Raw genomic sequence first — 22134 nt, forward strand, 5'->3', positions numbered from 1 at the left:
CAGCGTTCGGCGTAAATCCGGTGACAGTGCGTCGCTGTCAAGCGGTCAGCGATTGAGCCATTCGGCGACGCGGGGCGCGAAATAGGTGAGGACGCCACTGCAGCCCGCGCGCTTGAAGGCACCGAGGCTTTCGAGGACGGCGCGTTCCTCGTCCAGCCAGCCGGCGTCGATGGCGCCTTGCATCATCGCGTACTCGCCCGACACCTGATAGGCGAAGACCGGCACCGAGAAGGTCTGACGAACACGCTGGATTATATCGAGATACAGGGTGCCGGGCTTGACCATGACGGCATCCGCACCTTCGGCGATATCCATAGCCACCTCGCGCAGGGCCTCGTCGGAATTGGCATGGTCCATCTGATAGGTGCGCTTGTCGCCGATCAGGGCGCGCGCCGAGCCGACGGCATCGCGATAGGGGCCGTAGAAGGCCGAGGCATATTTGGCGGCATAGGACAGGATCAGGGTGTCCTGATAGCCATTGGCCTCCAGCGCCTCGCGGATGGCCTGAACGCGTCCGTCCATCATATCGGAGGGGGCAACGACATCGGCACCGGCATGGGCATGGATGAAGGCCTGTTCGGCCAGCCGGTCGAGTGAGGCGTCGTTGACGATCCGCCCGTCCTCGACCACGCCATCGTGGCCGTGGTCGGTGTAGCAGTCGAGCGCCACATCGGTGATGACGCCGATCTCGGGCACGGTAGCCTTGATCGCGCGCACCGTTTCGGGGACCAAACCGTCGGGATTGGTGGCCTCGGTGCCGACGGCATCCTTCAGCTGGTTGTCGATGTTGGGAAACAGGGCCACGGCGGGAATGCCCAGATCGCGCGCGCGGCGGGCGGCCTCGACCGCGGCGGCCGTCGACAGACGATCCACGCCCGGCAGGGTCGCAACCGGGACGCGGTCTTCCTTGCCGTCGTGCAGGATCAGCGGCCAGACCAGATCGCCGGGCGTCAGGGTGGTTTCGGCCACCAGACGGCGTACCCAGGGCTGGCTGCGCAGGCGGCGACCGCGGGTCAGGGGAAAGCTGGCGGGAAAGACGGAGCTGGACATGGCGCCTCATACCGCCTGCGACGCTGCGGGCAAAGCGGGTGCGGCCGGTGGGGGTTCAGTTTGCGGCGCCATGCTCTAGAAGGCCTGCAACGAGACAAGAGAGGACCCCCATGGATTTCGCCCTGACCGAAGACCAGCGCGCCATTCAGGACGCCGCCAGAGCCTTTGCCGAGGCCGAGCTGGCGCCGCACAGCGCCGAATGGGACGAGACCAAGCATTTCCCCGTGGACGTCATGCGGCAGGCTGCCGAAATGGGGTTCTGCGGGATCTACACCGGCGAGGAGCATGGCGGCATGGCGCTGGGCCGGGTCGAATCGGCGGTGATCTTCGAGGAGCTGTCGCGGGGCGATGTCTCGACCGCCGCCTTCATCTCGATCCACAATATGGCGACCTGGATGATCGATAGCGTCGGCTCGGCCGAACTGCGCGCCCGCTATGTCCCGGCGCTGGTGACCATGGAGAAGATCGCCAGCTACTGCCTGACCGAGCCGGGCTCGGGCTCGGACGCGGCGGCGCTGCGCACCACGGCGGTGCGGGACGGCGACCACTATGTGTTGAACGGCTCCAAGGCCTTCATCTCGGGCGCGGGCACCAGCGACGTCTATGTGGTGATGGCGCGGACGGGGGCGGACGGCCCCAAGGGCATTTCGACCTTCGTGGTCGACAAGGACGCCCCGGGCCTCAGCTTTGGCGGGCAGGAGCGCAAGATGGGCTGGAACAGCCAGCCGACCGCCATCGTCCAGTTCGATGATTGCCGTGTGCCGGCCGAAAACCTGCTGGGGCAGGAAGGCCACGGCTTCCGCTATGCCATGATGGGGCTGGACGGGGGGCGGTTGAACATCGCCGCCTGTTCGCTGGGCGGGGCGCGACTGGCGCTGGAAACGGCGCAGGAGTACGTCGCCAGCCGAAAGCAGTTCGGCAAGCCGATCGGCGACTTCCAGAACACCCAGTTCAAGCTGGCCGATATGGCCACGCAGCTGGAGGCCGCGCGCCTGATGGTGCTGCGTGGTGCGTGGGCCATCGACACCAACCACCCGGAAAAGACCAAATGGTGCGCCATGGCCAAGCGACTGGCCACCGACGCCTGTTTCCAGATCGCCGACGAGGCCCTGCAACTGCATGGCGGCTATGGCTATCTGAAGGACTATCCGCTGGAGCGCATCGTGCGGGACCTGCGGGTGCACCGCATCCTGGAAGGCACCAATGAGATCATGCGCGTGATCACCGCGCGCGAAATGATGCGGCAGTGAGCAAGGCCATGACCGACGAACCTGAAATCCTCGCGCGCATCCAGTCCGGTCTGGGCCGGATTACGCTGAACCGGCCCAAGGCCATCCATGCTCTGAACAAGGGGATGTGCGACGCCATGATCGCGGCGCTGCTGGCGTGGAAGGACGATCCGGCGGTGAAGTCCGTGCTGATCGACCATGCGGGCGAGCGCGGATTTTGTGCGGGGGGCGACATCCGCATGATCGCCAAGAGCGGGGCAGGGGATGCGTCGGAAGCCAAGGCCTTTTTCCACGCGGAATACCGGCTAAACCACCTGCTGTTCGAATATCCCAAGCCGGTGACGGCCCTGGTGGACGGCATCGTCATGGGCGGCGGCGTGGGCATTTCCGAGCCAGCCGAGGTGCGGATCGCCACCGAGCGGACGACCTATGCCATGCCAGAGACGGGCATAGGCCTGTTCCCCGATGTGGGCGGGGGCTGGTTCCTGCCGCGGCTGCCGGGATTTGTCGGGACCTGGCTGGCGCTGACCGGGGCGCGGCTGAAGGCGGCGGATACTGTGTTTCTGGGCATCCACACCCACTATCTGCCGACCGATGCGCTGGAGGCCTTTCGGGCCATTCTGGCGGCCGATCCGGCCCATCCGGCCGACGTCGCCGACGGGCTGGAGGCCGACGCCGGGGAGCCGCCGATCGAGGCCCATCTGCCGGCCATCGAGCGGCTGTTCGGCCATGACACCCTGGAAGAGATTTTCGCGGCGCTGGAAGCCGACGGCTCGGACTGGGCCAACGCCCAACTGGCGATCCTGAAGACCAAGTCGCCCCAGTCGATGAAGGTCTCGCTGCGCCAGCTGCGCACGGGCGCCAAACTCGACAGCTTCGCCGACAATATGGCGATGGAGTACCGGCTGGGCGGGCGGGTCGTGCGGACCCACGACTTCCAGGAAGGCGTGCGGGCCGTGATCGTCGACAAGGACAATGCCCCGAAATGGTCGCCGGCCGACATTGAGGGCGTCACCGACCAGACACTGGACGCCCTGTTTGCGCCGCTGCCCGCCGATGAGGAATGGACGCCCCTGCCGCAACTGGCGTAAGCCTGCGACCGGGATACACACTGCGGGAGGATGGTCATGCGCCGTCAACTGACACTGCTTGCTGCCATGAGCGCTGGTCTGGTGGCCTCGGGCTGCATCATCATCGCCAATGACGGGGGCGGGCAGACAGTCATCACCCCGACCTCGCCGGCCACCGCGCGGGCCGATACCCGCGTCGCCATCGCCCTTTCGGATCCGCGCCGTCCCGAAGAGGATCGCGCCCGGGATGCCCTGCGCATGCCCCTGCAGGTGCTGACCTTTGCCGGGATCAGCCCCGGCGACCACGTGGCCGACATCCGCCCGGAGGAAGGCTATTTCACCCGTCTGTTCGCCCCGGCTGTGGGCGATGAAGGCCGGGTCTATGCCTTTGTGCCGACCCGGACGGCTGAGCGCGAAAAGCCCTATGCCGATGCGCTGGCGGCGACCTATGGCAATGTGGTGCCGGTCGTCGGCCTGCTGGACGAGATGCGCTTCGATACCCCGCTGGACGTGGTGTTCATGAGCCAGGAATATCACGACTTCCATATCCCGGCGTTCGGCGTGGACGTGGCCCGGATGAACCGCGCCGTCTATGACGCGCTGAAGCCCGGTGGCCTGTATGTGGTGATCGACCACTCAGGCCGGGCCGGGACGGGCAACAGCGAAGTGCAGACCCTGCACCGGATCGAGGGCGACTTCCTCAAGGCCGAGGTCGAGGCCGCGGGCTTTGTCTTCGAGGACTCCAGCCAGGCGCTGGCCAACCCCGACGATGACCGCACCCTCAGCGTGTTCGATGAGTCGATCCGCGGCGAGACCGACCAGTTCATCTACCGGTTCCGCAAGCCGGGCTGACCGCCCTTCGACAAGCGGTTAAGCTTGCCCTCGCGCCATCCGGAGCGCGGGAGGAACGATGATGCGGAAAATCACCCTGCTGGCCGCCTGTGCGGCGCTGGCCCTGTCGGCCTGTGGCTCGATGGATATGTTCGGACCGTCCGACGCGGCGCGTGTCGCGCTGATCGAGGCTGCGCTGGTCGGCCCGCCGCGCACCGATGAGGACCGCGCCCGCGATGCCAGCCGCATGACCGCGGAGACCCTGGCCTTTGCCCGGGTCGAACCGGGTGACCGGGTGATCGACCTGATGATCGGCGGCGGTTTCTTCACCCGGGCGTTCGCGGCAGCGGTCGGCCCCGAAGGCCATGTCACGGCCTGGCAGCCGGATGAGTTTGTCGCCTTCAGCGCGGACTATGGCGTGGCGCTGTCAGCAGCCGATGCACTGCCGAACGTGACCGGTGCGGGTTCGGCGATCAATGCTCCCGACTGGCCGGGCGGCGCGGATGTGATCTTCACCGCCCAGAACTATCACGACCTGCACCTCGACGCCTTTCCCGACGGCACGGCGGCGCGGGTCAATGCGGCGGCCTATGCGGCGCTGAAGCCCGGCGGCTATTATGTAATCGTCGACCATGCGGCTGTGGCGGGGGCCGATGCCTCGGTCGCCGATACGCTGCACCGGATCGACCGCGACCAGGTGGTGCGCGAGGTCACGGCCGCAGGCTTCGTTCTGGACGGAGAATCGGACGCGCTGATCCGCCCGGCGGACCCGATGACCGCCAGTGTCTTCGACCCCTCGATCCGCGGAAACACCAGCCAGTTCATGCTGAGATTCCGCAAGCCCGGCTAAGGTCACGCTGGCCTTGGCTGCCCCGACCGGCTAACCCTCCGCGCAACAAATGCACGCACAGGGAGACGCCGACATGACCATGACCATCGCCTTCATCGGACTGGGAAACATGGGCGGCGGCATGGCCGCAAACCAGGCGAAGGCGGGGCGGCGGGTCAAGGCGTTCGACCTGTCCGAGGCCGCTGTCGCGCGCGCGGTGGAAGCAGGCTGCGTGGCCGCCGGCTCGGTCGTCGAGGCGGTCAAGGACGCGGACGTGGTCATCACCATGCTGCCGGCCGGCCCCCATGTGCTGAAGGTCTATTCCGAGCAGATCATCGGCGCCGCGCCGTCCAGCGCCCTGCTGCTGGACTGCTCGACCATCGACGTCGATACGGCGCGCAAGGTCGCCGGTCTGGCGAAGGAGGCGGGCTATGCCTTTGCCGACGCGCCGGTCTCGGGCGGGACCATGGCGGCGGATGCCGGCACGCTGGCCTTCATGGTCGGCTGTGACGAGGGCGACTTCGCCCGGATCGAGCCGGCGCTGGAGCCGATGAGCCGGGCGACTTTCCGTGCCGGGGACCACGGGGCGGGGCAGGCGGCCAAGATCTGCAACAACATGATCCTCGGCATCACCATGCTGGGCACCTGCGAGGCCATCGGTCTGGCCGAGAAGCTGGGGCTGGACCCGGTCAGGATGTTCGACATCGTGTCCAAGTCCTCCGGCCAGAGCTGGTCGACCACCACCTACTACCCCTGGCCCGGGCCGGTGCCGACCGCGCCGTCGAATCGCAACTATGACGGCGGGTTCGCGACGGCCATGATGCTGAAGGACCTCAAGCTGGCCCAGGACGCGGCGGCCAAGGCCGGGGCCTCCACCCCGCTGGGTGCCCAGACCGAGGCCCTGTTCCAGATGTTCGACCGGCTGGGCTATGGCGGGCGGGACTTTTCGGCCATCCTGCAGCTGCTGCGCGGCAAGCTGGATGAGCTGCCCAAGGGCTGATACGGGCTATTGAGAACCGTTATCAATTAAGGGGTTGCGACCATTTCACCGCACGGTGAACATGGACTTTTAACCGTGTGAGGCGCACAAGGGCCGCGTCAGAAACGCCCAGGCGAGAGACCGCAAACCGTGTTCGACTACAAGGCCGCCTTTGGAAACGCCGTGGACCAGGTCCGGGCTGAGGGGCGTTACCGTGTCTTCGCCGATCTGAAGCGTGTTCGCGGTGAGTTTCCGCGCGCGGTCTGGCGCCGGGACGACGGCACCGAGCAGGACGTCGTGGTCTGGTGCTCCAACGACTATCTCGGCATGGGTCAGCACCCCGCTGTGGTCGAGGCCATGCAGGCCGAGGTCGAGTCGACGGGCGCCGGCGCCGGAGGCACGCGCAACATCTCGGGCACCACCCGTTCCGCTGTGGATCTTGAGGCCGAGCTGGCCGCCTGGCACCACAAGGAAGCCGCCCTGCTGTTCACCTCGGGCTATGTGGCCAATGAGGCGACGCTGACGACGCTGCAGCGCATCCTGCCGGGCATGATCATCTTCTCCGACTCGCTGAATCATGCCTCGATGATCGCAGGCATCCGCAACGGCGGCTGCGAGCGGCATATCTATCAGCACAACGATCTGGCTCACCTCAAGGCCCTGCTGGCGGCAGCGCCGGCCGATGTGCCCAAGCTGATCGCCTTCGAGAGCGTCTATTCCATGGACGGCGACATCGCCGACCTGGCCGGCACCATTGCCCTGGCGCACAAATATGGTGCCCTGACCTATCTGGACGAGGTCCATGCCGTGGGCCTCTATGGCCAGACCGGCGCGGGCATCGCCGAGCGCGACGGCGTGCTGGACCAGATCGACATCATCGAATGCACCCTCGGCAAGGCCGTCGGCGTGATGGGTGGCTATATTGCGGCCGACGCGGTGATCGTGGACGCTGTCCGCAGCTGGGCCGCCGGGTTCATCTTTACCACCAGCCTGCCGCCGGCCCTGACCGCCGGTGCCCTGGCCTCGGTCCGCCACCTGAAGGCCCACCCCGAGCTGCGCGCCGCGCATCAGGCCCGGGCCCAGGCGCTGAAGGACCGCTTCATGGCGGCCGGCATCCCGGTCATGCCGTCGGAGAGCCATATCGTGCCCGTGCACGTCGGCAATCCGGTGCACTGCAAGATGATCTCGGACATGCTGCTGGAAGAGCACGGCATCTATGTCCAGCCGATCAACTATCCGACCGTGCCCAAGGGCACCGAGCGCCTGCGCTTCACCCCGTCGCCGAACCACGACGACGGCATGATGGATGCGCTGGTGACGGCGATGGACAAGCTGTGGACCCACTGCAACGTGGCGCGTCTCCCTGCCGTCGCCTGACGACCGATCCGGCCCCGGCGAGGTGATCGTCGAGCTTGTGCGGAATGGCGCGTACCTGAAATGCTCTGCGGTCCACGTGGCCAGCGGGACCGAGGTCTCGGCGGTCGGGCCCGTGACCGAGCGCAACGGGCTGGAACGCATCGCCCTGGCCAAGCTGAAGCGCGCGTTGGCGAGCGGGAGCGACTGATGTCGGATAAACCCCTTTCAGACCGGCTGCAGGTCAAAAAGGGGCGGACCCTGGCGATCGTCGATGCGCCAGCGGGCCTGGTGGCGGCAACCGGGCTTGAGGCGACGGCCGGTGCCAGTGACGCTGATGTCGTGCTGAGCTTTGTCACGGACCGGGCTGGTCTGGAGCGTTATCTGTCCGGAATAGGCGGCATGACGCGTCCGGACAGCATCCTCTGGGTCGCCTATCCCAAGCTGACGTCGCCGCTTGCGGGGGAGGTCAGTCGTAATCTCGTTCACGGCATGGCCCCGGCCCATGGACTGGATACTGTTGCTCAGGTGGCCGTCGATGCGGACTGGTCCGCCATGCGGTTGAAGCGGCTGTAAGCCACAAGATGTTGTGGTCTCCGGTCGTGGGGCCTAGATAGGGCGACCTTTCAGTTCGGGGATTGCCGTGACCGCTCATACGCATGACGCCTTCTTTTCGCGCAGCCTGTCCGAGGCCGATCCGGACATCTTTGGCGGGATCCAGGGCGAGCTGAAGCGACAGCAGGAACAGATCGAACTGATCGCGTCCGAAAACATCGTCTCGAAGGCGGTGCTGGAGGCGCAGGGGTCGGTCCTGACCAATAAATATGCCGAGGGCTATCCGGGGCGGCGCTATTACGGCGGCTGTGAGTACGTCGATGTGACCGAGGATCTGGCGCGCGCGCGGGCGAAGGAGCTGTTCGGCTGTGCCTTTGCCAACGTCCAGCCGCACTCGGGCGCGCAGGCGAACCAAGCGGTGTTCCAGGCCCTGCTGACGCCGGGCGACACCTTCCTCGGCATGGACCTGGCCTGCGGGGGGCACCTGACGCACGGATCGCCGGCCAACCAGTCTGGCAAATGGTTCCGACCCGTCACCTACAAGGTGAAGGAAGACGGCCATCTGATTGATTATGATCATGTTGCGGAGATGGCCGAGCGGGAGAAGCCCAAGCTGATCCTGGCGGGGGCCAGCGCCTATTCGCGGCACATCGACTTCAAGCGGTTCCGGGAAATCGCCGACTCGGTGGGCGCCTGGCTGATGGTGGACATGGCGCACTACGCCGGTTTGATCGCGGGCGGGGTGTATCCCGATCCGCTGCCGCACGCCCATGTGGTGACGACCACGACGCACAAGACCCTGCGCGGTCCGCGCGGCGGCATGGTGCTGTCGAACGACGTCGATCTGGGCAAGAAGATCAACTCGGCCGTCTTCCCCGGCCTGCAGGGCGGGCCGCTGGAGCATGTGATCGCGGCCAAGGCCGTGGCCTTCGGCGAGGCGCTGAAGCCCGAGTTCAAGGCCTATGCGCAGCAGGTCGTCGACAATGCGCGCGCGTTGGCTGCCGTGCTGGTGGAGCGGGGCACGCACATCGTCTCGGGTGGCACCGACAGCCACCTGATGCTGGTCGACCTGCGGCCCAAGGGCGTGACGGGCAAGGCCACCGAGGCGGCGCTGGAGCACGCCCTGATGACCTGCAACAAGAACGGCGTGCCGTTCGATACGGCGCCCTTCACCGTGACCTCGGGCGTGCGTCTGGGCACCCCTGCGGGCACGACGCGGGGCTTCGGCGTGGCCGAGTTCCAGCAGATCGGGCACTGGATTGCCGATGTGATTGACAGCATGCAGGGCGGGGACGAGGCCGATCCCGAGGTCTCGCGCCGGGTGGCGGGCGAGGTGCGTGATCTGACCACGCGCTTCCCCATCTATGGATAGACATCGATGAAGTGCCCGTTTTGCGGCCATGCCGACACCCAGGTGAAGGACAGTCGTCCGTCGGATGACGGCGCGGCGATCCGGCGCCGTCGGATGTGCCCGTCATGCGAGGGGCGCTTCACGACCTTCGAGCGGGTGCAGCTGCGGGAACTGGTGATCCTGAAGCGGAACGGGCGGCGCACGCCGTTCGACCGCGACAAGCTGGAGCGGTCGCTGGGCATTGCGCTGCGCAAACGTCCGGTGCAGCCCGACCAGATCGAGCAGATGGTCAGCCGCATCGTGCGCCAGCTGGAGAGCCTGGGCGAGACCGAGATCCCGTCCAGCGTGGTGGGCGACTTCATCATGAAGGCGCTTAAGGGCCTGGATGATGTGGCCTATGTCCGGTATGCGTCTGTTTACAAGGACTTCCGGCATACGGGCGACTTCGCCCGGTTCCTCGGCGACGAGGGCTACAATGACGACAAGCCGGGTGGCGACGGCCAGCCGGAATGACCGGACGCCCCACCGTCACGCTGAAGCTCGCCACCTCGCTGGATGGCCGTATCGCCACGGCTTCAGGGGAGTCGCAGTGGATTACGGGCGAGGCCGCGCGGCGTGAAGGCCACCGGCTGAGGGCCGGCCATGACGCCATTCTGGTGGGCATCGGCACGGTGCTGGCCGATGATCCGGCGCTGACGGTTCGGTTGCCGGGCCACACCGGCCCCCGGCCCCTGCGTGTGGTGCTGGACAGCCGGCTTCGCACGCCCGGCACGGCGCAGGTCGCAGCGGGCAACAGCCTGATCTTTACGACGGCTTCGGCGCGCCCGATCGGCACGGCGGAAATCATGGAGGTTGTCGAGGTGGAGGGCCGCCCCAACCTGCACGCCGTGCTCGACATCCTGCACGCGCGCGGCATCCGCTCGGTCCTGATCGAGGGCGGGGGCGAGGTCGCGGCCGGATTCCTGCGGGAAAACCTCATCGACCGGCTGGAATGGTTCCGGGCACCGATCCTGCTGGGCAGCGAGGGGCGGCCCTGCGTCGCGGCCCTGTCGCTTGCAAAGCTGGCGGATGCCCCCAAGTTTCGGCGCATATCCGCTGAGATCGTCGGTGACGATCTGTGGGAGCGGCTCGAAAGGATCTGAATGTTCACCGGCATCGTCACGCACGTGGGGCGGGTGCGGCGCATCACGCCGACCGCGCGCGATCATCGCTATGAGATCGAAACGGCATTCGACACGGCCACGGTCGAGCTCGGCGCCTCGATCAGCCATGCCGGCTGCTGTCTGACGGTGACCGAGAAGGGCCCGGGCTGGTTCGCGGTCGAGGTCTCGGGCGAGACCCTGTCGAAGACCACCCTGGGCGACTGGGCTGAGGGCACGCGCGTCAATCTGGAGCGGGCCGCAAGGCTGGGTGACGAACTGGGCGGGCACATCGTTTCGGGCCACGTGGACGGTCTGGGCACGGTCGTGTCGATCACGCCCGAAGGCGGTTCGCACCGGATGGAGATCGAGGCGCCCGCGCCGCTCCATCGCTATATCGCGGCCAAGGGGTCGATCACGGTCGACGGGGTGTCGCTGACGGTCAATGAAGTCGAGGGGCGGACCTTTGGCCTGAACATCATCCCCCACACCTGGGAGCACACGACGCTGGGCGGTCTCAAGGTCGGAAATTCCGTCAATCTGGAGATCGACATGCTGGCGCGTTACCTTGCCAGATGGCAGGAGACGCAATGATGCAAACCGCCCGGCAAACCGACACCCCCATCAGCCCCATCGAGGACATCATTGAGGATGCCCGGAACGGGCGGCCCTATATCCTCGTGGACGCCGAGGATCGCGAGAACGAGGGCGATGTCATCATCCCGGCCCAGTTCGCCACGCCCGACCAGATCAACTTCATGGCCAAGCACGCGCGTGGCCTGATCTGCCTAGCTATCACCGCCGAACGGTCGCGCCAGCTGCGCCTGCCGCCCATGGCCGCGGAGAACCGCGAGAGCATGGGAACCGCCTTCACCGTCTCGATCGAGGCGAAGGAGGGGGTGACGACCGGCATCTCGGCCGCCGACCGCGCCCGGACGGTGCAGATTGCGGTGGATCCGAACCGGGGACCGGACGATCTGGTCTCGCCAGGGCATGTCTTCCCGCTGGTGGCGCGCGACGGCGGGGTGCTGGTCCGCACCGGCCATACCGAGGCGGCCGTGGACATCAGCCGCATGGCCGGCCTGACGCCTGCCGGGGTGATCTGTGAGATCATGAACGACGACGGCACCATGGCCCGGATGCCGGACCTGGTGGCCTTTTCCCAGCTGCACGGCCTGAAGATCGGCACGATTGCCGACCTGATCGCCTATCGCCGGCGGACCGAGACCTTCGTCGAGCGGGTGCTGGATACCGAATTCGACAGCGTGCACGGCGGGCCGTTCCGCATGGTCCTGTACCGCAACACGATCGAGGGCGTGGAACATGTCGCCCTGGTCAGCGGCAAGGTCGACCCCGCCAAGCCGACGCTGGTGCGCATGCACCAGGTGGACTTCGCGGCCGATCTGCTGGGCCACGTCGAGTCGCGTCAGGACTATGTGCCCAAGTCGCTGAAGACTATCAGCGACCACGGCGGGGCCGGTGTGATCGTGTTCCTGCGCGATCCTGAACTGCACGGCCTGGCCGAACGGCTGATGGGAACGCCCCGTCCGCAGGCGGTCGACCGGTCGATCCGGAACTATGGCGTCGGCGCGCAGATCCTGAAGGATCTGGGTGTGCGCGACATGATTGTGATGAGCTCAACCCGCCCCAATCCGACCGCGCTGGAGGGCTACGGCCTGCGCATTGTCGGCTGGCGGGACATGGATGGAGAACCGGTGGCGTGAAGGATCCCGATCGCATTCTGATCGTCGAGGCGCGCTTCTACGACGATCTGGCCGACGCCCTGCTGGAGGGTGCGACCGACGCCCTGAAGGCGCGCGGCGTTCAGTTTGACGTGGTGACGGTTCCGGGCGCGCTGGAAGTGCCGGGCGCCATCGCCTTGGCCGAAGAGGCCGGGCGCTATCCGACCGCCCCGCGCTATGACGGCTATGTGGCGCTGGGCTGTGTGATCCGCGGCGAGACCTATCATTTCGAGATCGTCTCGGATCAGTCGGCGGCCGGGCTGATGAACCTCAGCCTCAAGGGACTGGCGATCGGTAACGGCATCCTGACGACCGAGGACGAGGACCAGGCCTGGGCCCGGGCGCGCCTGAGCGAGGGCGACAAGGGCGGTGGCGCGGCGCGCGCCTGTCTGGAGATGATTGCCCTGAAGAAGCGGTTGCGCGTAGGACTGGGCGCGTGACCGAACCCAATAGCCTGAAATCCGTGCTGGAGCTTCTCGACGAGGCCCAGAAGTCCGGGGACTCCCCGACCCTGACCTCGCGCCAGCGGCGCGCGCGCACCGTCGCGCGCCTGGCCGCCGTGCAGGCCCTCTATCAGATGGAGCTGGCCGGCGAGGGCGTCGATACGGTGATCGAGGAGTTCTCACGCCACCGGTTCGACAGCGATATCGAGGGCCAGATGATGGCCGAGGCCGACGAGGCCTGGTTCGCCGATGTGGTGCGGGGCGTGGTCACCGAGCAGCGGGCGGTCGATTCGGCCATCCGGGCGCGGCTGGCCTCGAACTGGAAGATCGAGCGTCTGGACGCCACCCTGCGGGCCCTGTTGCGGTCGGGGGCGTGGGAGCTGATGCGCAAGCCCGAGGTCGCGCTGGAAATCGTGATCGACGAATACGTCGAGCTGGCCAAGGCCTTCTTCGACGACGCCGAGGCCAAGTTCGTGAATGCCGCCCTGGATGGGGTGGCCCGCGACACCCGGGCCTGATGCCCGCGATCGACGTCGCCGACGAGTTCGAGACCATCCAGCGCCTGCTTGCGCCCCTGGCCCATCCGGAATGGGGCAGGGGGCTGACCGACGATGTCGCCCTCGTCCCGCGGCGCAAGGGGCATGATCTGGTGGTGACCAAGGACGCCATGGTCGAGGGCGTTCATTTCCTGCTCGCCGACCCGCTGGACACGGTCGCCCAGAAGCTGCTGCGCGTGAACCTGTCGGATCTGGCCGCCAAGGGGGTGGAGCCCTTCGGCTATCTGCTGGCCTGCCACTGGTCGCCGCGCTGCGGCTGGCCGGAGCGCAAGGCGTTCGTGCAGGGGCTGGCCGAGGATCAGGAGCGGTTCAGCGTGGCCCTGCTGGGCGGCGATACGGTCTCGACACCGGGACCGGCCGCCTTCTCCATCACCCTGATGGGCTGGACGCCGAAGGGCGAGATCGTTGGACGGGGGGGAGCCCAGCCGGGCGATCTGGTGTTCGTGACCGGCATGATCGGGGATGGCTGGCTGGGCCTGCGGGCCGCCACGGACCTGTTGCGCCTCGAGCCTGAACGTCAGGCGGCGGTCATTGAGCACTACCGCCGGCCTATGCCACGCACCGCCTTTGCACCCGCCATCGCCGCTCATGCCACCGCGGCACTGGATGTGTCGGATGGACTGGTCGCCGACCTGGGCCATCTGGCCCGACAGAGCGGGGTCAGGGTCGATGTGCGGCTGGAGACCCTGCCGCTGTCCATGGCCGGTCAGGCTTGGTTGGACGGACGTGCCGACCCGATTCATGCGCTGGCCCAACTGGCGACCGGGGGCGACGACTATGAGGTCGTCTTCACGGCGCGGCCGGGGGATGAGTCGGCCCTTCGGCGCGAGGCCGAGCGGCATCATCTTCGCCTGACGTGCATCGGCGAAGTGACGGCGGGTGAGGGCGTCCGGGTGCGCTATCTGGGCGAGGATGTGCCCATCAGCCGGCCCGGCTGGGTTCACAGCTAGGTCGGAAACGGAATTCTAACCCCGCCCTGTCAGGGTGGCGGCCATGGATCGCAGACAACTTCTTTCCCTGATCGCGGGCGGCATCGGCATGAGCGCCGCCGGACCGGCCCTGGCCGGCGGCGGTGGGGCCGCGCCCGCCGTCGTCAACCTGCAGGGCGTGGGGCTGCCGGTGATCGCCGATGGCCGCGTGCGCAACTATGTGTTCGTCAGCGTGCGACTGCACCTGTCGGGTTCGGCCAATATGGAAGCGGTCCGCTCCAAAGACGCGCATTTCCGCGATGCGCTGGTCAAGGCGGCCCACCGTACGCCCTTCACCCTGGCCGACAACTGGTCGAGTCTGGACGCAACCGCCCTGTCGCGCGCCATGATGGCGGCGGCCAACCGGATCGCCGGGCGCGGCAAGGTCAGCCGCGTCGAGGTGACCAACCAGGCCGCGCGCCGCAGGGTGGACCCGCCCCGCACCCGGTGATCGCTGTTCGCCTGTTGCGCTTCCCCTGAGCATTTGGCACGTTTCCGCCGCAATTCCCGAGGGACGCAGCGTCGCGTCCATCGCGCACGGGGGGACCGGAAGGCGGACAGAGGCGTAAAGCCCGCCGCGCCAAGGGTCCGGGCGCCTTGCATGAACAGGGTATGGAAACGCCATGACAAACTATCTGTGGCTGGTCATCGCCGCAGGTGTGCTGGGGGTCCTCTATGGACTGGCCCAGACCGCCGCGTTGATGAAGGCCTCTACCGGCACGGACCGGATGCGTGAGATCGCTGCGGCGATCCAGGAAGGGGCTTCGGCCTATCTGAAGCGGCAATACACCACCATCGCCATGGTCGGGATCGTCATCCTGATCGCGGCCTATTTCCTGATCGGGCCCTATGCGGCCATCGGCTTCCTGATCGGGGCCGTGCTGTCCGGGGCCGCCGGCTATGCCGGGATGCTGATCTCGGTGCGGGCCAATGTGCGGACCGCCCAGGGTGCCAGCGAGAGCCTGGCACGCGGGCTGGACCTCGCCTTCCGCTCCGGGGCCATCACCGGCCTGTTCGTGGCGGGCGGCGCCCTGATCGGTGTGGCCGGCTACTATGCCGTGCTGACCGAGGTTCTGGGTCTGGAGCGCGTCGGCCGCGAGGTGATCGACGGTCTGGTGGCGCTGGGCTTCGGCGCCTCGCTGATCTCGATCTTTGCCCGTCTGGGCGGCGGCATCTTCACCAAGGGGGCGGACGTCGGAGGCGACATGGTCGGCAAGGTCGAGGCCGGCATCCCCGAGGATGATCCCCGCAACGCTGCGACGATCGCCGACAATGTGGGCGACAACGTCGGCGACTGCGCCGGTATGGCCGCCGACCTGTTCGAGACCTATGCGGTGACCACGGTCGCCACCATGGTGCTGGCGGCGATCTTCTTCCGCGACCAGCCCTATGTGGACGTGCTGATGCTGCTGCCGCTGGCGATCTGCGGCGTGTGTATCGTCACCTCGATCATCGGCACCTTCTTCGTGCGGCTGGGCAAGTCCCAGAACATTATGGGGGCGCTGTACCAGGGCCTGATCGTGACCGGCGTGCTGTCGGTCGGGGCCGTCTGGTTCATCGTGACCCGTATGGCGCCGCCGCTGATCGAGGCCTCGAACGGCAACAGCTTCGTCGCCATGAACCTGTTCTGGTGCGGCATGGTCGGACTGGCGGTGACCGCCGCCATCGTCGTGATCACCGAATACTATACCGGCACGGGCTTCCGTCCGGTGAAGTCGGTGGCCAAGGCCTCGGCCTCGGGTCATGGCACCAATGTCATCCAGGGTCTGGCTGTCTCGCTCGAGGCCACCGCCCTGCCGGCGCTGGTGATCATCATCGGCATCATCGCCACCTATCAGCTGGCGGGCCTGTTCGGCATCGCCATCGCCACCACCACCATGCTGGGTGTGGCGGGCATGATCGTGGCGCTGGATGCCTTTGGCCCGGTGACCGACAACGCCGGCGGCATCGCCGAAATGGCGGGTCTGCCGGCCGATGTGCGGGTCTCGACCGATGCGCTCGACGCCGTCGGCAACACGACCAAGGCGGTGACCAAGGGCTATGCCATCGGCTCGGCGGGCCTGGGCGCGCTGGTGCTGTTCGCGGCCTATACGTCGGACCTCGACTACTTTGCGGCCAATGCCGCCGAATACCCGTTCTTCGCCGGAATGGGCGCGGTCGACTTTGGCCTGACCAACCCCTACGTCGTGGTCGGCCTGCTGTTCGGGGGGCTGCTGCCCTTCCTGTTCGGCGGGATGTCGATGATGGCCGTCGGCCGTGCGGCCGAAGCGGTCGTCGCCGAAGTGCGTCGCCAGTTCCGCGAAATCCCGGGCATCATGGAGTTCAAGGCCAAGCCGGAATACGGCAAGGCGGTGGACATCCTGACGCGCGCGGCCATCCGCGAGATGATCGTGCCGTCGCTGCTGCCGGTGCTGTCGCCGATCGTGCTGTTCGTGGGCGTGATGCTGATCGCGGACAAGGCGGATGCCTTTGCCGCCGTGGGCGCCATGCTGATGGGCGTGATCGTGACGGGCCTGTTCGTCGCGGTCTCTATGACCTCGGGAGGTGGCGCCTGGGACAACGCCAAGAAGCTGATCGAGGAAGGCCACCATGGCGGCAAGGGCTCTGAAGCCCACAAGGCCGCGGTGACCGGCGACACGGTCGGCGATCCCTACAAGGATACGGCGGGCCCGGCGGTGAACCCGATGATCAAGATCACGAACATCGTGGCCCTGCTGCTGCTGGCGGTGCTGGCCAGCGGCAAGATCGGCTGATCGCCAGTCAAACTCGCTGACAAGGAAACGCCCCGGAGAGCGATCTCCGGGGCGTTTTTCGTTTCAAATCCGGGCCAGCCACGCATCCCACATCTGGTTTCGGAATCGCAGATGCGGATCCCACTGACGCTTGAGGGCCACGAAGCGCTCCAGCCCGGGATAGGCGCGCCGGAGCTGATCCGGCCGGGCATGCAGGCGGTAGGGCAGATAGAAGCTGCCACCGAGGGAAAGCGCGACATCGATCAGCGACCGGGTCAGGGCCGTCATGTCCGCTTCGGCGGTCGGGGTCTTTTCCTGCGAGAACAGCATCACAAGGGCGATGCGCGGTTCGGGAGCGAACGACAGCAGGCTGATCGGATCGGCTTCCACCCAGCGCAAGGTGCAGTTGAGCAGGTCCTGATCAGAGGCCGGGATCAGGCGTCGGCATGCCACGAGGAAGGTGTTCAGCGCCGCAGGCGGCACGAAGTACTCATGAAGGATGTCAGTCCGGTGATCGTCAAACGGCGCAAAGGATTTCACCGACACGTTCAGCAGGCTGTTGCGGGTGGACAGGGGCGACGGTGCGAGGTGCTTTTCCGCCCGCCACCTGAACTGTTTTCCCGGCTCCGAGCCGGTCTGGGCGCGAAAAATCCGCCTTGAGATCCCCTCCATATGGCCGGACGTCCGGGCGGGCGGCAGGGCGCCTTCCGCGTCGGGGACAGGCGTGTGGCTGACCAGCAGGGCTTCTTCCATGAACCGGGCGCGGGCCATGCTGAGGCGCCCGTAGGCCATCTCCACATCCGGCGCATGGACACGGTGCTGGAAGCGTTCGGCGAAATCGTCAGCAGCCAGATCTTCCTGGGCCCGCTGCAGCATCACATTGGGCGCAGCCTGAAGGTCTGCGTCCAGAAGGACGCCCATCAGCCCGTAGCCCCCGAGACAGGCTGAGAAGAGTTCGGGCCCCTGCGTCGGCGAACAGGTCACACGTGAGCCATCCGCCAGCATCACCCGCAGCTGCTTCACCGTGCTGCCCAGTGGTCCATGGGGCACCGCCCATCCATGGGCGTTGACCGAGATCGATCCGCCGACGCTGAAGTCGCAGTTCGATTGCATGACGAGCGGGGACAGGCCCTGCGTGTCCAGCCGGGCAATGACATCGCGCCAGCGAGATCCCGCCCCGGTCCTGTAGACGCCATCGTCCGCCGGTGATGCCGATGCCGCCTTGCCGAGTGCGATTGCGACACCGCCCGCAGGCGGCAGGCTCTGGCCGCCCATCGAATGTCGGGCGCCGGCGACGGTGACGGGCAGGGCGTTGCTGGAACTCTCGAGCACAGCAGGGACACCGGCCGGGATCGCGCTGGCGGGGACGGTGATATTTCGGCTGACACGCGTGGCGTTCAGACCGCTTTGATCGTCCACGACAAGGCGATCGCCGCCCTTTGGCGGCGGGGCCCGGCACGCCGAAGAGGCGAGCGGCAAGGATACGGTTGCTGCCGCCAGGCCCCGTCGTGTGAGCCCGGCCATCGGAAGGACCTAGTCCGGGCGGCGCTGGCCGGGGACGTCCTCGTCGGTGCGGGGCAGCTGGCCGCGGCCGACGTTGCCCAGCAGCTGCTCGATGATGGTCAGCTCGCGGCCGCGGGTCGGGGTCTCGTTCGGGTTCATCGCGATGTCCTGACCGTCTTCGAGGCCAAGGGTGCGCACGCCCGAGACCTTGCCCGCGTCGTCGAAGGTGATCTCGGTCACATTGCGCTGGGCCACGAAGGCGCGGTTGAAGGTGTATTTCCGCGTGGTCTGGCTGATGTAGTACCAGACGCTTTCTTCCTCGAAGACCGAGGTGGCCGACGGCGAGCCCAACTGGGCCAGCACGGTCTCGCGGGTGTCGGTGCCGGCCACGATGTCGGCGGGCTTCACATCGATCGCCTGAAAGCCGTGGACGCCCACGACGGGCGCGCAGGCCACGAGGCCGGCGGACAGCACAAGGGCGGCGGCGAGAGACTTGGTACGGTTCATGGACAGCGCCTGCGACAAGACAAGGTCTTTGACCTAGACCCTGCCGCGTCCTAGTTCAACGTCGCGGCGGAAAAGGGGCCGTTTGATCATGCTGAAAAAACTTCTCGGCCTGCGCGACAGGGCCTCCGCCGGACGGGCGGCCTACGATCTGGCGGTCAGCCGGGCGCGGGACCGTGCCTTCTATGTCGATCACGGGGTCGAGGACCGGATCGACGCGCGATTCGAACTCTACACCCTGCATGTGCTGCTGCTGGTGCTACGCCTGCGCGACGAGGACACGACCGAGGGGCGCGACGCGGCACAGGACCTGTTCGATACCTATGTGTCGGCACTGGACAACACCCTGCGCGAACTGGGTGTGGGCGACGTCGAGGTGTCGAAGAAGATGCGCAAGCTGGGCGAGGCCCTTTACGGTCGCATGCAGGCCTATGAGACGCCGCTGCGGGCGGGGGACAGCAGCGGCCTGACCGAGGCGCTGGACCGCAATGTCTATGGCGGCAAGGGCGCGGATCACGCCGCCTGGCTGGCCGACTATGCGCTTACATCGCGCGAGCGGCTGGCCAACCAGCCCTTCCGTGAGGCCCTGAGTGCACCAAACTGGGCGGAGATTACCGCATGAGCGCCGAGCCCCCCGTCCTGACCGAACCGGTCCGCCTGAACCAGATTGGCGAGAAGCGCAGCTTCAGCCTGAAACCCGACGCGGAGACGCGCCGCGCCATCGCGCGCTGGCTGGGCATACTGGAGCTGCCCGCCTTCGAAGCCGAGGTGCAGCTGGTGCCCGCCCACACCGGCTGGCGCCTGTCCGGCAAGCTGTCCGGTCAGGCGGTGCAGGCCTGCGGCCTGACGCTGGAGCCGGTCGAGGAAACGGTCCGCGAGTCCTTCGACCTGAATCTGGTCGAGGCGCCGGAGGGTGAGGAAACCTCCGAGGTCGAGATCACCCTGGATGAGAATGCGCCGGACCTGGTCACGGACGGCCGTATCGACGTCAGCCGGCATGTGCTGGAGCATCTGTCGCTGGCGCTGGATCCGTTCCCGCGCAAGCCGGGAGCAGTGTTCGAGCCGCCCGAGGAGACGGCGGAGATTTCGCCCTTTGCCGTTCTGAAGGATCGTGTGAAGTCACGCGATGATGACGCGGGCTAGGCCCGCAGGACGGTTGCATCCGCCGGTTCGGGCGCTATCGTCCGCCCCCCGAGGCCGAACGGCCCCATGGAGACTTTCTGCTTGTCGAAAACGCTGGTCATCTCGCTGGACGCCATGGGTGGCGATCACGGGCCTTCGGTCGTGGTGGGCGGCATTGCCGACTATCTGAAGGCCCATGAGGATGCCGATGTCCGGTTCATCGTCCACGGCCAGTCCGAGGCGATCGAGGCCCAGGTCAGCGCCCACAAGGTGCCGGCGGCCCGCCTGGATATCCGGCACACGGACAAGTTCGTCGCCATGGACGAAAAACCCGCCCAGGCCCTGCGGCGGGGCAAGGGGTCCAGCCTGTGGAACGCCATTGAGTCGGTGAAGGCCGGCGAGGCGGCGGCCGTGGTCTCGGCCGGCAATACCGGCGCGCTGATGGCCATTTCGAAGCTGCAGCTGCGGATGGCGGCACCGGGACTGGAGCGCCCGGCCATCGTCGCCAGCTGGCCGACGATGAAGGGCATTACGGCGGTTCTGGACGTCGGGGCCAATATCGACTGCGACGCGGCCCAGTTGATCGAGTTCGCCATCATGGGCGAGGCCTTCCAGACCGCTGTCCACGGCACGAAGCGGCCGACGATCGGCCTGCTGAACGTCGGTTCCGAGGACATGAAGGGCCATGAACAGGTGCGCGAGGCCCACCGCCTGCTGCGCAGCGGCGCCTTTGATCTGGACTATCACGGCTTCGTCGAGGGCGACGACATCGCGCGGGGCACGGTCGATGTGATCGTCACCGACGGCTTTACCGGCAATGTGGCGCTGAAGACCGCCGAGGGCACGGCGCGGTTCATCTCGGGCCTGCTGAAGGAGGCCCTGATGTCGGGCCTGCCGTCGCGTCTCGGGGCCCTGATGGCGCTGCCTGCCCTGAAGAAGATGCGCAGCCGGATCGACCCGAATGCCATCAACGGCGGGCCCCTGCTGGGCCTGAACGGCATTGTGGTGAAGAGCCACGGGGGCGCCAGCGCCTATGGATTCGGCAATGCCATCCGCGTGGCGGGCGATCTGGCCCGCAGTGACTATATGACCAAGGTGGGCGCCAATCTGAAGCGCATGACCACGGTTCTGGAAGAGGACGATGCCGGCCCGGCCACGGCCACCGGTGGGGAGACAGCTCAGTGACCCGAGTTCGCAGCGCCGTGACCGGCGTCGGTGCCTATCTGCCGGAAAAGGTCGTGACCAATGCCGATCTGGCGAAATTCGTCGACACGTCGGATGAGTGGATCATCGAGCGGACGGGCATCCGTCAGCGCCACCAGGCCGCGCCCGACCAGCCGACCAGTGATCTGGCGGTCGAGGCCGCGCGCAAGGCCCTGGCCGATGCGGGCAAGAGCCCGGCCGATGTCGATCTGATCATCGTCGCGACGACCACGCCCGACATGACCTTCCCGGCCACGGCCTCGATCGTGCAGCGCAAGCTGGGCGTGCCGGTCGGGGTGGCGTTCGACATCCAGGCGGTCTGCTCGGGCTTCGTCTACGCCCTGACCGTGGCCGACGGCTTTGTCGCGCGCGGCACGTCGAAATGCGCCCTCGTCATCGGCGCCGAGGAAATGACCCGGCTGATGGACTGGGAGGACCGCACGACGTGCGTCCTGTTTGGCGACGGCGCGGGCGCAGTCGTGCTGGAGCCTGTCGAAGGGCAGGGAACACCGGCCGACCGGGGGATTCTGGGCACGGCCCTGCGCTGCGACGGGACCAAGACGGACCTGCTGTACGTCGACGGCGGCCCGGCCACGACCGGCGAGGTCGGCCATCTGCGCATGCTGGGCAATCAGGTGTTCCGCCATGCCGTGGTCAATATCGCCGAAGCCATCACGGCGGCGGCCAAGGACGCCGGCATCGAGGTCTCGGACGTCGACTGGTTCGTGCCGCACCAGGCCAACCAGCGGATCATCAAGGGCGTCGGGGACCGTCTGGGTCTCGATGAGAACAAGGTGGTCTCGACGGTGGCGCTGCATGCCAACACCTCGGCGGCGTCCATTCCGCTGGCCCTCGATTTCGCCATCCGCGACGGTCGGATCAAGCGGGGCGATCTGGTTCTGCTGGAGGCCATGGGTGGCGGCCTGACCTGGGGCGCCTGCGCGCTTCGCCTGTAAAACGAATTTGCGCCTTTC

Annotated in this window: 25 protein-coding genes; 22 read left to right on the forward strand and 3 right to left on the reverse strand. The window is 67.1% G+C overall.

Features of this window, described 5'->3' with window-relative positions; translation table 11 throughout:
- Positions 1-45 precede the first annotated feature (45 nt).
- Positions 46-1050, reverse strand: a complete 1005-nt coding sequence (gene hemB / locus LC068_RS00955; RefSeq protein ID WP_226633770.1) for a porphobilinogen synthase — start codon at positions 1048-1050, stop codon at positions 46-48.
- Between the two features lie 110 nt (positions 1051-1160).
- On the opposite strand from hemB, the gene LC068_RS00960 reads away from it, so the two are divergent.
- From LC068_RS00960 to LC068_RS01045, 18 genes are all read left to right on the forward strand, one after another.
- Positions 1161-2300 carry an isobutyryl-CoA dehydrogenase gene (locus LC068_RS00960; protein ID WP_226633771.1) on the forward strand — a complete coding sequence of 380 codons (1140 nt, stop codon included), beginning with the start codon at positions 1161-1163 and terminating at the stop codon, positions 2298-2300.
- An 8-nt stretch (positions 2301-2308) separates the two neighbouring features.
- A complete protein-coding gene (locus LC068_RS00965) occupies positions 2309-3370 on the forward strand; it encodes an enoyl-CoA hydratase/isomerase family protein (RefSeq protein WP_226633772.1) in 1062 nt (353 codons plus the stop codon).
- 36 nt (positions 3371-3406) lie between these two features.
- Positions 3407-4201: a class I SAM-dependent methyltransferase gene (locus tag LC068_RS00970; protein ID WP_226633773.1), complete on the forward strand. Its 795-nt coding sequence runs from the start codon at positions 3407-3409 to the stop codon at positions 4199-4201.
- Positions 4202-4259: 58 nt separating this feature from the next.
- Complete coding sequence (locus LC068_RS00975; RefSeq protein WP_226633774.1) at positions 4260-5030, forward strand: class I SAM-dependent methyltransferase; 771 nt, start codon at positions 4260-4262, stop codon at positions 5028-5030.
- 73 nt (positions 5031-5103) lie between these two features.
- Positions 5104-6009, forward strand: a complete 906-nt coding sequence (gene mmsB, locus LC068_RS00980) for a 3-hydroxyisobutyrate dehydrogenase (protein WP_404825179.1) — start codon at positions 5104-5106, stop codon at positions 6007-6009.
- 129 nt (positions 6010-6138) lie between these two features.
- A complete protein-coding gene (gene hemA / locus LC068_RS00985; protein WP_226633775.1) occupies positions 6139-7365 on the forward strand; it encodes a 5-aminolevulinate synthase in 1227 nt (408 codons plus the stop codon).
- Between the two features lie 22 nt (positions 7366-7387).
- Positions 7388-7552 (forward strand): DUF6898 family protein, encoded by a 165-nt coding sequence (locus tag LC068_RS00990; RefSeq protein WP_226633776.1) that lies wholly within the window; start codon positions 7388-7390, stop codon positions 7550-7552.
- Entirely contained in the window at positions 7552-7917 is a 366-nt protein-coding gene (locus tag LC068_RS00995; protein WP_226633777.1) for a hypothetical protein, read from the forward strand. Before LC068_RS00990 ends, LC068_RS00995 begins: the two co-directional genes overlap by 1 nt.
- A gap of 67 nt (positions 7918-7984) precedes the next feature.
- On the forward strand, positions 7985-9268 hold the full coding sequence (glyA, locus tag LC068_RS01000) for a serine hydroxymethyltransferase (RefSeq protein WP_319002468.1): 1284 nt from the start codon (positions 7985-7987) through the stop codon (positions 9266-9268).
- Between the two features lie 6 nt (positions 9269-9274).
- Positions 9275-9760 carry a transcriptional regulator NrdR gene (nrdR, locus tag LC068_RS01005; protein ID WP_209117908.1) on the forward strand — a complete coding sequence of 162 codons (486 nt, stop codon included), beginning with the start codon at positions 9275-9277 and terminating at the stop codon, positions 9758-9760.
- Positions 9757-10389 (forward strand): bifunctional diaminohydroxyphosphoribosylaminopyrimidine deaminase/5-amino-6-(5-phosphoribosylamino)uracil reductase RibD, encoded by a 633-nt coding sequence (ribD, locus tag LC068_RS01010; protein ID WP_226633778.1) that lies wholly within the window; start codon positions 9757-9759, stop codon positions 10387-10389. The genes nrdR and ribD overlap by 4 nt, the downstream gene beginning before the upstream one ends.
- Positions 10390-10980 (forward strand): riboflavin synthase, encoded by a 591-nt coding sequence (locus LC068_RS01015; RefSeq protein WP_226633779.1) that lies wholly within the window; start codon positions 10390-10392, stop codon positions 10978-10980.
- Positions 10977-12110, forward strand: coding sequence for a 3,4-dihydroxy-2-butanone-4-phosphate synthase (gene ribB / locus LC068_RS01020; RefSeq protein ID WP_226633780.1), 1134 nt, complete (start codon positions 10977-10979; stop codon positions 12108-12110). The genes LC068_RS01015 and ribB overlap by 4 nt, the downstream gene beginning before the upstream one ends.
- The gene (gene ribH, locus LC068_RS01025; RefSeq protein WP_226633781.1) at positions 12107-12568 is read left to right on the forward strand and encodes a 6,7-dimethyl-8-ribityllumazine synthase; all 462 of its coding nucleotides are present in this window, start codon (positions 12107-12109) and stop codon (positions 12566-12568) included. Before ribB ends, ribH begins: the two co-directional genes overlap by 4 nt.
- The gene (gene nusB, locus LC068_RS01030) at positions 12565-13089 is read left to right on the forward strand and encodes a transcription antitermination factor NusB (protein WP_226633782.1); all 525 of its coding nucleotides are present in this window, start codon (positions 12565-12567) and stop codon (positions 13087-13089) included. Before ribH ends, nusB begins: the two co-directional genes overlap by 4 nt.
- Positions 13089-14078, forward strand: coding sequence for a thiamine-phosphate kinase (thiL, locus tag LC068_RS01035; protein WP_226633784.1), 990 nt, complete (start codon positions 13089-13091; stop codon positions 14076-14078). The genes nusB and thiL overlap by 1 nt, the downstream gene beginning before the upstream one ends.
- 43 nt (positions 14079-14121) lie before the next feature.
- Complete coding sequence (locus LC068_RS01040) at positions 14122-14547, forward strand: hypothetical protein (RefSeq protein ID WP_226633786.1); 426 nt, start codon at positions 14122-14124, stop codon at positions 14545-14547.
- 172 nt (positions 14548-14719) lie between these two features.
- Positions 14720-16849: a sodium-translocating pyrophosphatase gene (locus tag LC068_RS01045; protein WP_226633787.1), complete on the forward strand. Its 2130-nt coding sequence runs from the start codon at positions 14720-14722 to the stop codon at positions 16847-16849.
- 63 nt (positions 16850-16912) lie between these two features.
- Here the strand turns inward: LC068_RS01045 and LC068_RS01050 are convergent, their stop codons facing one another.
- Positions 16913-18247: an FAD-binding oxidoreductase gene (locus LC068_RS01050; RefSeq protein WP_226633789.1), complete on the reverse strand. Its 1335-nt coding sequence runs from the start codon at positions 18245-18247 to the stop codon at positions 16913-16915.
- A 114-nt stretch (positions 18248-18361) separates the two neighbouring features.
- The gene (locus LC068_RS01055) at positions 18362-18838 is read right to left on the reverse strand and encodes an outer membrane protein assembly factor BamE (RefSeq protein WP_226633791.1); all 477 of its coding nucleotides are present in this window, start codon (positions 18836-18838) and stop codon (positions 18362-18364) included.
- 88 nt (positions 18839-18926) lie between these two features.
- Here LC068_RS01055 and LC068_RS01060 point away from each other — a divergent pair, with 88 nt between their 5' ends.
- The 4 genes from LC068_RS01060 to LC068_RS01075 all read left to right on the forward strand — a co-directional run bounded on the left by LC068_RS01060 (position 18927) and on the right by LC068_RS01075 (position 22116).
- Entirely contained in the window at positions 18927-19457 is a 531-nt protein-coding gene (locus LC068_RS01060) for a ubiquinol-cytochrome C chaperone family protein (RefSeq protein WP_226633793.1), read from the forward strand.
- Positions 19454-19978, forward strand: a complete 525-nt coding sequence (locus tag LC068_RS01065) for a YceD family protein (protein WP_226633795.1) — start codon at positions 19454-19456, stop codon at positions 19976-19978. The genes LC068_RS01060 and LC068_RS01065 overlap by 4 nt, the downstream gene beginning before the upstream one ends.
- Positions 19979-20044: 66 nt before the next feature.
- Entirely contained in the window at positions 20045-21142 is a 1098-nt protein-coding gene (gene plsX, locus LC068_RS01070; RefSeq protein ID WP_404825180.1) for a phosphate acyltransferase PlsX, read from the forward strand.
- Positions 21139-22116: a beta-ketoacyl-ACP synthase III gene (locus LC068_RS01075; RefSeq protein ID WP_226633799.1), complete on the forward strand. Its 978-nt coding sequence runs from the start codon at positions 21139-21141 to the stop codon at positions 22114-22116. Before plsX ends, LC068_RS01075 begins: the two co-directional genes overlap by 4 nt.
- The last annotated feature ends 18 nt before the right edge of the window (positions 22117-22134 follow it).

Origin of the sequence: Brevundimonas poindexterae (assembly GCF_020524625.1) — a bacterium.
In the GTDB taxonomy this organism is placed as follows: domain Bacteria; phylum Pseudomonadota; class Alphaproteobacteria; order Caulobacterales; family Caulobacteraceae; genus Brevundimonas; species Brevundimonas poindexterae_A.